Annotated in this window: 11 protein-coding genes and 1 pseudogene; 10 read left to right on the forward strand and 2 right to left on the reverse strand. The window is 70.1% G+C overall.

The window, feature by feature from the left end; translation table 11 throughout:
• The first annotated feature begins 19 nt into the window (after positions 1 to 19).
• The 4 genes and pseudogenes from ACFYZE_RS32310 to ACFYZE_RS32325 all read left to right on the forward strand — a co-directional run.
• The gene (locus ACFYZE_RS32310) at positions 20 to 847 is read left to right on the forward strand and encodes a ZIP family metal transporter (RefSeq protein ID WP_389001974.1); all 828 of its coding nucleotides are present in this window, start codon (positions 20 to 22) and stop codon (positions 845 to 847) included.
• A gap of 336 nt (positions 848 to 1,183) precedes the next feature.
• Positions 1,184 to 1,810 (forward strand): hypothetical protein, encoded by a 627-nt coding sequence (locus ACFYZE_RS32315; protein WP_389001977.1) that lies wholly within the window; start codon positions 1,184 to 1,186, stop codon positions 1,808 to 1,810.
• Positions 1,811 to 2,092: 282 nt separating this feature from the next.
• The gene (locus ACFYZE_RS32320; protein ID WP_389001980.1) at positions 2,093 to 2,461 is read left to right on the forward strand and encodes a hypothetical protein; all 369 of its coding nucleotides are present in this window, start codon (positions 2,093 to 2,095) and stop codon (positions 2,459 to 2,461) included.
• Positions 2,427 to 2,576, forward strand: a pseudogene (locus tag ACFYZE_RS32325) (DUF664 domain-containing protein); the annotation flags it as partial. The gene ACFYZE_RS32320 and the pseudogene ACFYZE_RS32325, both read left to right, overlap by 35 nt.
• A 160-nt stretch (positions 2,577 to 2,736) precedes the next feature.
• Here ACFYZE_RS32325 and ACFYZE_RS32330 read toward each other — a convergent pair.
• Together ACFYZE_RS32330 and ACFYZE_RS32335 are read right to left on the reverse strand one after the other, a co-directional pair.
• Positions 2,737 to 3,687 carry a hypothetical protein gene (locus ACFYZE_RS32330; RefSeq protein WP_389001983.1) on the reverse strand — a complete coding sequence of 317 codons (951 nt, stop codon included), beginning with the start codon at positions 3,685 to 3,687 and terminating at the stop codon, positions 2,737 to 2,739.
• Positions 3,688 to 3,769: 82 nt separating this feature from the next.
• Positions 3,770 to 4,276, reverse strand: coding sequence for a hypothetical protein (locus tag ACFYZE_RS32335; protein WP_389001986.1), 507 nt, complete (start codon positions 4,274 to 4,276; stop codon positions 3,770 to 3,772).
• Between the two features lie 271 nt (positions 4,277 to 4,547).
• On the opposite strand from ACFYZE_RS32335, the gene ACFYZE_RS32340 reads away from it, so the two are divergent.
• The 6 genes from ACFYZE_RS32340 to sbnB all read left to right on the forward strand — a co-directional run bounded on the left by ACFYZE_RS32340 (position 4,548) and on the right by sbnB (position 13,413).
• A complete protein-coding gene (locus ACFYZE_RS32340) occupies positions 4,548 to 5,135 on the forward strand; it encodes an RNA polymerase sigma factor (RefSeq protein ID WP_389001988.1) in 588 nt (195 codons plus the stop codon).
• A 1-nt stretch (position 5,136) separates the two neighbouring features.
• The gene (locus ACFYZE_RS32345; RefSeq protein WP_389001990.1) at positions 5,137 to 5,886 is read left to right on the forward strand and encodes an anti-sigma factor family protein; all 750 of its coding nucleotides are present in this window, start codon (positions 5,137 to 5,139) and stop codon (positions 5,884 to 5,886) included.
• A 369-nt stretch (positions 5,887 to 6,255) separates the two neighbouring features.
• Positions 6,256 to 8,730 (forward strand): Pls/PosA family non-ribosomal peptide synthetase, encoded by a 2,475-nt coding sequence (locus tag ACFYZE_RS32350; protein ID WP_389001993.1) that lies wholly within the window; start codon positions 6,256 to 6,258, stop codon positions 8,728 to 8,730.
• On the forward strand, positions 8,727 to 11,321 hold the full coding sequence (locus tag ACFYZE_RS32355) for an amino acid adenylation domain-containing protein (protein ID WP_389001997.1): 2,595 nt from the start codon (positions 8,727 to 8,729) through the stop codon (positions 11,319 to 11,321). Before ACFYZE_RS32350 ends, ACFYZE_RS32355 begins: the two co-directional genes overlap by 4 nt.
• A 20-nt stretch (positions 11,322 to 11,341) precedes the next feature.
• On the forward strand, positions 11,342 to 12,346 hold the full coding sequence (locus ACFYZE_RS32360; protein ID WP_389002000.1) for a TauD/TfdA family dioxygenase: 1,005 nt from the start codon (positions 11,342 to 11,344) through the stop codon (positions 12,344 to 12,346).
• Entirely contained in the window at positions 12,343 to 13,413 is a 1,071-nt protein-coding gene (gene sbnB, locus ACFYZE_RS32365) for a 2,3-diaminopropionate biosynthesis protein SbnB (RefSeq protein WP_389002003.1), read from the forward strand. The genes ACFYZE_RS32360 and sbnB overlap by 4 nt, the downstream gene beginning before the upstream one ends.
• Positions 13,414 to 13,444 lie beyond the last annotated feature (31 nt).

Consider the following 13,444-nt stretch of genomic DNA (forward strand, 5'->3'; position numbering starts at 1 on the left):
GTCAGACCGGAGCTTCCCCATGTCCAGCGCGAACATCGCCCTGCTCGGTGCGATCGCAGGTTTCACCATCTATCTCGGCCTCCCGATCGGCCGCCTGCGCACCCCCACCCCCCGTCTCAAGGCGGCCCTGAACGCCGTGGCCATCGGCATCCTGACCTTCCTCGTGTGGGATGTCCTCACCCATGCCTGGGAGCCGGTCGACGAGGCGCTGGCCAAGCACGAGTGGGCAACGGTCGCGTCCGGGGGCGCCACCCTGGCCGCGGGCCTGACGATCGGACTCGCCGGGCTCGTGCACTACGACGCCTGGATCGCGCGCCGTCGGTCCGCCGCGGCGCGGCCCGCGGGGCCCGGTGCCGCCGCCACCGCCGAACTGGCACCCAAGACGCGCAGTCAGGCCGGCTCCCTGGCACTGATGATCGCCACCGGCATCGGCCTGCACAACTTCGCCGAGGGCCTGGCCATCGGCAACTCCGCCGCCAAGGGCGAGCTTTCCCTCGCCCTCCTGCTGATCATCGGGTTCGGCCTGCACAACGCCACCGAGGGCTTCGGTATCGTCGCCCCCCTGGCCGCCGAGGGCGAACGCCCCTCCTGGCTCACCTTGCTGTGGCTCGGCCTGATCGGCGGCGGCCCCACCTTCCTCGGCACACTCGCCGGCCAGCACCTGGTCGAGGACACCTTGTCGATCGCCTTCCTGGGCCTCGCCGCCGGGTCCATCCTCTACGTGGTCATCGAACTGCTGGCCGTCGCCCGCAGGACCGGACTCAAGACCCTCACCACCTGGTGCATCCTGCTGGGTCTGCTCCTCGGCTTCGCCACGGACGCGGTGGTCACGGCCGCCGGCGCCTGACCCGCCGACCGTGCATCCGGGGTGCAGGCGTCGCCTGAATCCGCCTGCCGTGCACCCGGGGTCCGGGCGCATCCCGCAGGCATCCCCGTAGCCGCCATCCGGGAATGTCACGGGAGGGCGGGCCGACGCCGTTCCCCCGAACAGGTCCGCGAGGTGAGTGAGCGTCGTTCGGCCACCTCATCAGGCACGATGCGACGACGGTGGGACCGCTGGCGAATTCGTCGGGTGATCGACCGGTTGCACAGGGTCACGACTTCTTACACGGTGGTCCAAGATCCTAGGTTCACCGAAAGGACACCCATGTTTGGTCTGCCCACACGACGTACCGCTTGCACCGTGCTCTGCGCCGCTTTCATGGTCGGTGTCGCCGGCCCCGTAGCAGTGGCGGGTGACTCGGCCGGCGAGCGCAGCCATGTGGCCTCTCCGCACACACCCGTCGCCGGCGCGGACGCGCTTGCGGCACAGCTCAGAAGCCTTCGCGACCCCCGGCTCGCCCCGGTGGCCGACCTGGCGAACGCCGTACTGGAGGCCGACAACGGCCGACTGCCCGCCGCCGAGGCCATGAGGCTCGGCAGCGCCGCGCAGGACGCCCTCGCCCAGCTCCGCTCAGAAGCTTCGGCAGCTGTGGCAGCGGACCCGGCTAGTGATGCGCTGGCCGCCTTGCAGAAGGCGATCGACGACCTCGTGCAGGCGATCGGCTCCGGCGACGCCAGCCAGGTGTCCGCGGCGGTCGCCGCCTTCGTGACCGCTCTGAACAACTACATCGAGGTGGTGCTGAACGGCAGCGGTCTGCCCACGCCGACGCCGACCCCCACGCCGACGCCGACCCCCACGCCGAGCCCGACCCCCACGCCGAGCCCGACCCCCACGCCGAGCCCGACCCCCACGCCGACCCCGCCCCCCACGCCGACCGTGCCCCAGCCGCCGCTGCCGAGCGCCTCGGCCTCCGCGCCGGCCTCGTAGGCCATCTCGTTCCCGACACGCTGACGGACAGCCCGCCTCCGGCATCGTGAGGTGCCGTCCCGAGGAGCGGTGCCGACGGCCGCGGCGGGGACGCCGGCACCGCGCAGCGTGCACCTGGTCACCTGTGCCCGACTTTCTGCGACGACCCAGTCCTGCGGCAGCCCGGCGCGGAACCGTTCGCCGCTGGTGGTGTTGGTACGTGCTCGGCCAGGCGTTGTCGCACCCCCGGTGTAGTGTCCGGGCCGGAAGTCGGGCTCATGCTCTGGTGGCCGGAGGGTGGGGATGACGAGTACGACAGGCGAGCACGTGGTGGCGGTGCCCCGGCGCATCGGGGCTTCGGCGGGGGACGTCTTCCGGATCCTGGCCGACCCCGGACGGCACCCGGACCTCGACGGCTCGGGGATGCTGCGCCGTGGTGGCTCCGGCGCCATGGGTTCGGGCGTCGGGGACGTCTTCGTGATGCGGATGCACTACGAACGGTACGGCGACTACGAGATGAACAACCACGTCGTCGAGTACGAGCCGGACCGCCGCGTCGGCTGGGAGCCGAGACCCGGTCGCGGGCACCCGGACGCCTCCGGGCCCGGGGCCGTGTGGGGCCACAGGTGCTGCCTGACCCGTGGAGATCTGGCCGAGCTGGCGGTTGCCTGACGTGCGGCACATCCTGATCCACGTGCTCACCGAAGTCGCCTGCCACAGCGGTCACTTGGACGCGGCCCGCGAACTGATCGACGGCACGACGTGGCTCGGTGACAACCCATACGCCGCTAGGGGGTGTCCGTCCGTTCGGTCCTCGGCCCGCGGGAGACCATACAGATCGACTCGTTGTGGGGTGCCTGGCAGCCGTCGGCGGCGTGGGTGGCCGCGGTCGCCGCCCCTGCCGGGGCGAGCGGTTGCCCCGACCGTGACGGCCCGGGGAGGCCAGGTCACGCGGCGGCCCTGCTCCTCGCCTGCTCGAACTCGGTCAGGGGGTCGCCACCGGTGTGCCAGGGCCAGCCGGTGACTGTGCCACGGAGTGCCTCGAAGACCGGACGGGCTTCCTGCCACCGGTCGGCGGCCGTCAGCGCGTAGGCGAGGAGGTTCAGGTCGGCAAGGGCCGCCGCATGGCGGAAGAAGTCCGGCTGGAGCCAGGTATGGGCCGCACGGTCGAGAGCCTGAGCCGCAGGTCCGTGGGACCAGTGGCTGCGCGCCACCAGCGCCTCGATTCCGCCTCGTGCGAGGACGGCGTGGTACTGGAGGACCTGGGCGGTCAGTTCCGTTGCCGCGCAGGGCGCGTTGGCGGGCATGCGGGCGCACAGGGTGTCGACGAACTCCAGCACCTGGATGCGTGAGCCCGCTTCCTCGGGGCTGAGATAGCGCAGCATGCTCAGGTACGCCTCGCGGTTCCAGGGGTCGCGTGCCAGCACCTCGCCCCACACGGCGAAGACCTGCTGCTGCACCCAATGCTCAAGGCGGGACACTCCCAGCAACACCACCCACGGAGTGGGGTCTTCCGGTGCGAGCTCGGCGGCCCGGAAGCAGCTCTCGGTCACCTTGGCCGGGTCCTCCAGGCGCCCCTGGGAGCAGCCTTGCACGAGCCGCGTCCATGAGTGCAGGACGAGGGCGCTCGCGTTGCGGGGCTCACGCGTCGCCCAGGCCGCCGGCAGATGCGACGCGGACAGGTAGTCCGCCAGGACGGACATGCGGTGGGTACGGCGGTCCCAGTCGTCCGCGTCCTGGTTCATGAGGCGGGACATCTGGGCTATGCACAGGTCCGTCGTCGCGATCGTGCCGGTCTTGGTGGTCGCCAGAAGGGACTTCAGAAGTCGGCGCAGGGGCTCGTCGTCGAGCTCCGGCGCCAGACGTGCCCTTCCGCGGCGACTTGAGAGAAATGCCATGTCGGTAGGCTAAGGACGACGAGCTGTCACACAAGGTGTGCGCCGAGATCGTTATCAGTTGCCGTGCGGCCCGGCGTCACGGTCAGGAGTAGGTCCAGCGCCACCTGCTGCCGCTGGGTGCGCAGGTGATGCTCGCACCGCCGGCGTCCGTCGTCGATGCTCCGTGGTCGCTGTTGCGGCAGAACTGGCCGGCGGAATAGCAGTTCCCCGAGTTGGAGACGATCGAACAGGTACCCGAAGCGCTCTGGCTGTCGCTGCCGCTACCGCTGTCGGACCCGGAGCTGCTGTCGGTGGCTGCTTGCGCGGTGACGGTCACCTTCACCCTCACCTGCACCGTCTTCGTCACAGTCGGCCTCGGCGCAGGCGTCGCGGTGGCTGTCGCTGTGGCCGTCGCGGTGACGGTTGCGGTCGGCCGCGGCTCACCGGCCGCGGTCTTGACGCTGTTGCCGTCCTGACCGCCGGCGCCGGCGCCGATACCGAGGAAGAAGGCGAAGCCGATCGCGGGCAGCACGTACCGCTTCCGTGCCCACTTCGGGGCCGGACGGACCGGCGGAGCAGGCGGTGGCGGAGGTATGTACGGGTTGGCCATGTGTCCCCCCAGGACGACTCAGAAGCGACGACGGTAGCGCCTGGGGTGCGACTCGCGGGAGAGGTGTGAAGGAGTAGTGATCATTTTGTGACGGCCGGAGGTGGCGTCGGCTGCCCTCTCCCCGTGCTCGCCGCCGTGACTGACGCGCCGGCAGTGCACGCAGGCGACAGCATTGACGCCTGCACGCCCCGCGACGCACCCGGGGCGAGGCGCCGGCGCCGCCCGGGACGGCCGTGCAATCCCGTGGCGACTGCGGACCGTATCTACTGGTGTGCAGGGGTTCCGGTTCTCCGTGGGCCGTCTCCCGGACGAGGCTCTGCTGTCCGGGCCGGCCACCGGTGATCCGGAGCTCGCCATCGGCTTCGTGCGGACGTTCCAGCACCGGGTCTTCGGTGTCGCGATCGCCGTCCCCGGGGATCCGCAGCTCGCTGAGGACATCGCCCAGCAGACGTTCGAGCGGGCGTGGTGTCATGCGCAGATCCATGACTCGCGTCGCGGGTCGGTGATGACCTGGCTCACGGCCATCGCCCACAACCTTGCCGTCGACGCCGTCCGTTCCGGGCGGCCGGAGCCGGCGGCGCCCGAGGATCTGGACGTGATGCTGGACGTCGTCAGCGAGACGTCCGAGCGGCGGGCCCTCGCCGACGAGGCGTCGTCCCGGCTGCGGGCGGCGGTGGCGGAACTCCCGCGCGAACAGGGCCGTGCCCTGGTGGTGGCGGGCATCTGCGGGATGACGGCCGGGCGGATCGCCGAGTGGGAGAAGATCCCGCCGGGCACCGCCAAGACGCGCATCAGGGCGGCTATGGGAAAGCTGTGCACCACCCTCACCTCTCCGAAGTGGGGTGACCATGTGCCGTGACGTGACCTGTGAGCAGCTGCGGGAGGATGGTCCCGAACTGGCTCTCGGTGTGCTTCCCGCGCGTGAGCGGGCCGGGGCGGTCGCCCATCTGGACCGGTGTGCGGACTGCCGGGAGTACGTCGAAGAGCTGACCCTCGTCGGTGACCGGCTGATCGGGCTGCTGCCGTGTGCTGAGCCGCCGGTCGGGTTCGAGACCCGGGTGGCGCAGGCGCTGACGCAGGGCACGTCGGCGCGCGAGGGGCGCAAGGGGCGTGAGCAGGCCCGCGGGTCCGGCTTCCCGCGCCGGCGCCTGTGGGGACGGGTACGGCTGAGGGCCGCCGCTGCCATGGCCGCGCTCGCGCTCGCCTTCGGGTTCGGGGGCTGGGCGGTCGGCACGGCGATCGAGGGCGCCACGACCGGGCCCTCGCACCCCGCCGAGGCGGGAGCGCGCATGCTCTGGGCGGGGCTGACGTCCCCGCGGGTCAGCCAGTCGACGGGTGAGGTCTTCGCCCATCCCGGTGCTCCGGGCTGGGTCTACATGACCGTCGACCTCGCCGACGCCGGCATTCCGTACAGCGGGGCGGTGTCCTTCCAACTGGAGCGCGACGACGGCTCCTCGGTCCGGGTCGGCAGCTTCACCCTGCACGACGGATACGGCTACTGGGGCGGCCCGGCCCCCGTCGACCCCTCGGCCCTGACCGGCGCCCGGCTGATGTCGTCCGATGGCAGGGTGCTCGCCACGGGCCACTTCGGCGCCTCGCACCAGGCGTAGGGGGTGGGCGCCACGTGCGGTGGTGAACGGCCGAATTGAGCTGCCGCCGAGGTCCAGCCGGGCACTTTCGACTCGCCAGGGGTGCGGCACGGACCCTGCTCCATCCACCTCGTTCCTTCTGCTGCACGAGACGTGTGCCCGGAATGTGAGAAAAACTTACAAACATCCAATACGCCAACACGTGTCATTCGTATACAAGGCATGGGGTCAGAATCGAAACTCGCCTCAGGCGCACGCGCAAGCGCGGCACCCGACATCCGACCAGAGGGTCATGCCGCCGTCGACGAAGCACCGGCCGACGCGGGGCCTTCCCCGCCTCTCCGGCCGACTCGAAGGGGAGAGCCGGCCGAACCGCTCGTCGCCGACGACATGGAGCTGGCTCTCGCAGACGTGCTGGCCGAGGTCGTGGGCATCGAGCAGGTGTCGGCCGACAGTCACTTCTTCGACGACCTGGGTGCCGATTCCCTGGTGATGGCGCACTTCTGCGCGCGGCTGCGCAAGAGGGCCGACCTGCCCTCGGTGTCGATGAAGGAGATCTATCAGCACCCCACGATCCGGAGTCTGGCGGCAGCGCTGCCCGCAACCGCGCCCACGCCCGGAGCCCCCGCGCCCACCCCCCAGGCTCCGGCCCGCGAGCCGCAGACCACGGGCGCCCCGCTCGGGGACACAGCCGGCCCGGCGGACTACGTGCTGTGCGGAGTCCTTCAGGCCCTCGCCTTCCTCGGCTACACCTACCTCCTGGCGATGGCCACCGCCTGGGGGTACGAGTGGATCTCCGCCAGTCATGACCTGCTCGATGTGTATGCGCGGTCGGTGCTGTTCGGCGGTGCCGCCTTCACGGGGTTGTGCGCCCTTCCCATCCTGGTGAAGTGGACGCTCATCGGCCGGTGGAAGCAGGGGCAGATCCGGATATGGTCCCTGGGGTACGTCCGCTTCTGGGTCGTGCGGACTCTGATCCGTACGGACCCGCTGACGTTGTTCGTCGGCTCGCCCCTGTACGTGTTCTATCTACGAGCGCTGGGCGCCGACATCGGCCGAGGTGTTGTGATCCTCTCCCGCAACGTGCCCGTCTGCACCGATCTGCTCACCATCGGTGAGCGCACGGTCATCCGCAAGGACTCCTTCTTCCCCTGCTATCGCGCCCGTGCGGGCGTGATCGAATCGGGCTCGGTCACGATCGGCAAGTCGGTGCTGGTCAGCGAAGCCACGGTGATCGACATCCGGACGGCGCTGGGCGACGGAGCCCAGCTCGGCCATGCCTCCTCGCTGCACAGCGGGCAGGCGGTGCCGGAGGGCGAGCGCTGGCACGGGTCCCCCGCACAGCGGGCCGAGGCCGACTTCCAGGTCGTGGGCGAGACGCCGCACGCCACGCTGCGCAGAGCCCTGCACAGCGCACGGCAACTGGCGACCGCCTTTCTTGTCTACGTACCGCTCGCGGTCGGTGGCAGCATCATGTTGCTGGTCGCGATTCCGCAACTCCACATGGTCATCGAGCCGGGCCCGGCCGTCCTGACCAACGGCACCTTCTACCGGGATGTGGCAGTGGTCGCCGCCGTGATCGTCCTCGGCGGCGTGATCCTCGGGCTGTTGCTCGTCGGCGTTCTTCCCCGTGTGCTCCGTCGCGCCGTCGTACCAGGCCGGGACTACCCGTTGTACGGATGGCGACACTCCGTCCACCGAGCCGTTTCGCGGCTCACCAACAGGCGAAACCTGACCCGTCTGTTCGGTGACAGTTCCTGCATCGTGCACTATCTGCGCGCCATCGGCTACGACTTCTCCCACATCGAGCAGACGGGGTCGAATTTCGGCACGGAAGTCAGGCACGAGACGCCGTTCATGAGTTCCGTCGGCAGCGGGACCATGGTCGCCGACGGCCTGTCGATCGTGAACGCCGACTTCTCCAGCACCGCCTTCCAGGTGTCCCGGGCCTCGATCGGAGCGCACAGCTTCCTGGGAAACCGGATCGCCTATCCGGCGCGGGCACGCACGGGCGACAACTGCCTTCTGGCGACGAAGGTCATGGTGCCCGTCGACGGAGAGATCCGGCAAGGGGTGGGCCTGCTGGGCTCACCCAGCTTCGAGATCCCAAGGACGGTCCTGCGCGACAGCCGGTTCGACCGGTTCAGGAGCGGAGAAGAGCTGCGCCGCGGCCTTGCGGCGAAGAACAAGCACAACGCAGCCACCATGGGCTGGTTCCTGCTGGCGCGGTGGATCTACCTCACGTGTGCCGCTCTGCTCGCCGCCGGGGCGGCCGACACCTACGCCCGGCTGGGCGCGCCCGCCATCGCACTCGCCGACGTACTCGTTGTCGTCTTCACCGCGGTGTACTTCGTGCTGGTCGAGCGTCTCGTCGTCGCGGCGCACCGTCCGGGTGCCCTGTACTGCTCGATCTACGATCCCCGGTTCTGGTGGCGTGAGCGGTACTGGAAAGTGCCGTCCGAGATCTATCTGCACTATTTCAACGGCACTCCGTTCAAGAACGTGATCTGGCGGCTCCTGGGCGTCCGGATCGGGCGCCGGGTGTTCGACGACGGCTGCTACGTGACCGAGCGGCAGATGGTGACCATCGGCGACGCGTGCGTCCTCAACGCGGGAAGCATCATCCAGTGCCACTCGCAGGAGGACGGCACGTTCAAGTCCGAGCGCATCACGCTCGGTCGCGGCTGCACGATCGGTGTCGGTGCCCTGGTCCACTACGGCGTGACGCTGGGCGACGGGGCGGTGCTCGCCGCGGACTCCTTCCTCATGAAGGGAGAGGTGGTCCCGCAGAACTCCCGGTGGGGCGGGAATCCGGCCCGCGAGCTCGAACGGGGCCACGACGACGTGGTAGGGAGCATCCGATGACCCTCGCACCCGACGCCCGTGTGTTCCAGCCCGGGGACGAGGAGTTCTGGCGGTCCGTCCTCACCCGCGGCGGGTTCACCACCGTTCCGCGCTGGACGCTCACCCCGGTGACGGGCGTGGCACAGCACGAGGTGCCGATCCCCCAGGACGTCATGGCCGCAGTGCGCCGGCTGGCCGACGACATGGCCGTGCCGCTCAGCTCGGTCCTGCTCGCGGCCCACGCCAAGGTACTGGCCGCCCTGTCCGGCGAGCACGACGTCACGACCGGCTACGTCGCCGAGCCGGGCGCCAGGCCGTTGCCGTGCAGGCTGACGACCGATCACCCCCACTGGAGGGCACTGGTACGCGAAGCCCGGCGTGCCCAGACGGACCTGCTGGCGCACAAGCAAGCCCCGGTCGAGGACCTCGAGCGCGAGTTGCAGCTGCCCGGTCCCCTGAGCGAAGCCTCGTTCGCCGTGTTCCCGGCCGACCGCGAGGTCGATCCCGCACGGGCATGGGCCGCTGAACTCCGTGAGCTCCCCGCCGGCACCGTGTGGCAGGTCATGTCCGCGTGGAGCGACAGCGGACACACCCTGCGGCTGCGGTACCGACGCGATGCGGTGGACGCCCCGTGCGCCGCGCGTATCGTGGGCTACCACCTGACCGCCCTGGCCTCGATGGCCGCCGATCCCGCCGCCCCGCACGGGCGGCAGAGCCTGCTGTCCGCCGAGGAGGTTCGCCTCCAGCTCGACGGACTCGCCGGGCCGCGGCGAAAGCTTCCGCAGCGCTGTGTCCACGCCCTGATCGAGCAGCGTGTACGGGACCACCCGAACAGTGTGGCCCTTGTGCACGGGACCCGGCAGTGGACGTACACCGAGCTCAACGAGCGTGCCAACTGCGTGGCTCGCGCCCTTCTCGGGCTGGGGGCGGGGCGCGAGGACGTCGTCGCGGTGGTGATGGAACGCAACGTGGACTGGGCGGCCGCCGTCCTCGGAGTCTTCAAGGCCGGGTGTGTCTACCTCCCCGTCGAGCCGCACTTCCCCGCCGACCGCATCGCGACCATGCTCTCGCGTGCCGGGTGCCGGCTGGTGCTGACCGAGCCCGGCAGCACCACCACCCTGGCGCGAGCCGTGGACGCAGTGCCCGGGGTGCGGACCCTGCTGGTCGAGACGGCCTACGGTGCGACGGACGCGGCCGGTGACCCGGACCTGGACGTGCCCCTGGACCAGCTCGCCTACATCTTCTTCACCTCCGGCTCCACCGGCGAGCCCAAAGGCGCGATGTGCGAACACGCCGGGATGCTCAACCACATCCACGCCAAGATCGACGACCTGTGGATCGGCGAGGGCCAGGTCGTCGCCCAGACGGCACCTCAGTGCTTCGACATCTCCCTGTGGCAGCTGTTGGCGGCCCTCGTGGCCGGCGGTCGGACACTGCTGGTGCCCCAAGAGGTGATCGAGGACGTCCCGCGATACCTCGAGACGGTCGCCGAGGGCCGCGTCAGCGTCCTGCAGGCCGTGCCCTCCTACCTCGACGCCGTGCTGTCCTCGCTGGAGAAGTGCCCGCGCGAGCTGCCGGACCTGCGGTGCGTGTCGGTCACCGGCGAGGCCCCGAAGAAGGACCTCGTGGAGCGCTGGTTCCGCGTCCAGCCGGGGATCAGGCTCGTCAACGCCTACGGGCTCACCGAGACGTCGGACGACACCAACCACGAAGTCATGGACCAGGCGCCGGACACCGACCGGATCCCGCTCGGCCGCCCGGTGAACAACGTGCAGGTCCGTGTCGTCGACGACAACCTGGCAGTGGTGCCGCTCGGCGCCCCCGGTGAGATCGTCTTCGCCGGAGTCTGCGTGGGCCGCGGTTACGTCAACGATCCCGAGCGCACGCGCCAGTCGTTCACGGCCGATCCCTACCGCACCGGCGACCGGCTCTACCGAAGCGGTGATTACGGCCGCTGGCTGCCCGACGGCAGGCTCGAGTTCCTCGGCCGCCGGGACAGCCAGGTGAAGGTCCGTGGATTCCGCGTCGAGATCGAGGAGGTCGAGAACGCCCTGCTGAAGGTGCCCGGCGTGCGCGCCGGCGCCGTAGCGGTCACCCAGGGCGATCGGGACCGGCGCCTGGTGGCCTTCTGCTGCGGTGAGCACCCGCCCGATGACACCACCGTGCGAGAGCACCTGAGCAGGCAACTGCCCGCCTACATGGTCCCCTCGTCCTTCCACTGGCGCGATCACCTCCCGCTGACCGGCAACGGCAAGGTCGACCGCAAGGCCCTGGCAGCGCTCGCCGGGGAACTCGACCACACCGGACCTCACGACACCTGCGCCGCAGCGGCGTCGGAGACCGGTGAACCACCGCGTACACCGACCGAGGAGCGCCTGGCCGCCGCCTGGGCCACGGTGCTCGGCATCCCGCAGCACCGGATCGGTCGGCACGCCCACTTCTTCGACGACGGTGGCGGCACCTCACTCACAGCGCTCCAACTCGCCATCCGGCTCGACCGCACGGTGTCCCTGAAAGACCTCACGCACCACCCGGTGCTCTCCGATCTGGCCCGCCTGCTCGACGCCCGAGCCGCGCCGTCCCGAGCCGCGTCGTCCCCGACCGTTTCGTGAACCGCTGGAGGCAATGCGAGATGTCGTCCTCATTCACCGCACGACCGGTCGATCTGGACCTTCGGCTCGGCCCCGTACCGATCCTGACCACCGGCCCGACCGACGATCCCGACCGCTGGGCGGCCGAACACCGGGACCCGCTGCGCAGCCTGGTCACCGAGCACGGTGCCGTCATGGTGCGCGGTCTGGGGCTGCGCGACGTGGCCGGAACCGCGTCCGTCTTCACCCAGCTGGCCACCGGCCTGATGGTCGAGACGGAGGCGTTCGCCGCACGGCGCAGCTACGGCACCGGCGTGTACTCGTCGTCGACGTGGCCGCCCAACCGGACGATGTGCATGCACCACGAGCTCAGCTACGCGCTGCGGTTCCCGGGCCTGATGCAGTTCGCCTGCCTGGTCTCGCCCGGAAGTGGCGGTGCGACCGCCCTCGCCGACTCACCGGCCGTGCTCGCCGCCCTGCCCGAGGCACTCGTCGAGCGGTTCGAGCACGAGGGCTGGTTGCTCGCCCGGAGCTACAACGACGACATCGGCGCGTCCTGGACCGAGGCGTTCGGAACCGACGACCGCACAGCCGTCGAGGACTACTGCCGGGCCACGGCCATCGAGTTCGCCTGGCAGCCCGACGGCGGCCTGCGCACCAGGCAACGCCGCAGCGCGGTGATCCGTCACCCGCTCACGGGGCGGCGCTGCTGGTTCAACCAGATAGCGTTCCTCAGCGAATGGACGCTGGATCCGGAGATACGCGAATACCTGGTGGATCTCTACGGGTCGGACGGGTTGCCGTTCAACACCCGTTACGGCGACGGCGATGCGATCTCACGGGACACCGTCGACCTCATCAACCAGGTCTACCAGGCCCACACCGTACGCGAACCATGGCAGGACGGCGACCTTCTGCTCGTTGACAACCTGCGGACCGCGCACAGCAGAGAAGCCTATGAAGGACCGCGCGACGTCATGGTCGCCCTGGCCGACGCGGTGCACCTGGCCGACTGCTCGCCGACCGTGGAGGTGATGACGCGATGACCACCACCTGCTCGCCCGCCACCCGGCTCACCCCGTCCGGGACCCCGCGGGTGCCTCCCTTCGCCGTCATCTCCGGCGCGCAGGTGCAGCGTGCCCTGCAGGGGCGCGAAGAGCACGTCGTGGAGCTGGTGCGGGTCGCCTATCGGCTGCACGCCGCAGGCGACTCGGTGAACCCGCCGTCCTCCTTCCTGCGTTTCCACGACCGTCCGTCCTCCCGGATCATCGCGCTGCCCGCGTCACTCGGTGGGGAGACACGGGTGGACGGCCTCAAGTGGATATCCAGCTTTCCCCAGAACGTCACGGTCGGCGTCCCGCGGGCATCGGCGGTGCTCATCCTCAACGACCATGACACCGGCTACCCGTTCGCCTGCCTGGAGAGCTCGATCATCAGCGCCTCCCGGACAGCGGCGTCGGCCGCGCTCGCAGCCGACTGGCTCAGCCGGAGACGGCCTCGCCCGACCCACCTCGGCTTTGTCGGAGCGGGTGTGATCGCCCGTTACATCCACACGTTTCTGGCCGGCACCGGCTGGTCGTTCGAGAACATCGGCGTGTTCGACCTGTCGCCGGACAACGCGACGGCCTTCCGTTGCTGCCTGGAGCAGTCGGGGGCCGCGGGCCCCATCACCGTGCACGACAGTGCGGAGCAGGTGATCCGCCTCAGCGACCTGGTGGTCTTCGCGACGGTCGCCGCGCGTCCCCACGTCCATGACCCGGCGTGGTTCGCGCACGGTCCGGTGGTGCTGCACATATCGCTGCGCGACCTGGCCCCCGAGATACTGCTCGCCTCGGCCAACATCGTCGACGACGTGGAGCATTGCCTGCGGGCCGACACCTCACCGCACCTGACCGAACAGCTCACCGGGAACCGGCAGTTCCTGGACGGCACGTTGGACGACGTGATGTCCGGGCGCGTCACACCGCCGCCGGACCGCCCTGTGATCTTCTCACCCTTCGGTCTGGGAGTGCTCGATCTGGCCGTCGGCAAGTACGTCTACGACCAGGTCGCCGAGTCCGGAGGACTGAACGTCATCGAGGACTTCTTCCACGAGCTGAACCGCTACGGATGAGCGGACCGCGGCAGCGCGTGCAGAGCCGCCC

Source organism: Streptomyces sp. NPDC001796 (genome assembly GCF_042892355.1).
Lineage (GTDB): Bacteria > Actinomycetota > Actinomycetes > Streptomycetales > Streptomycetaceae > Streptomyces.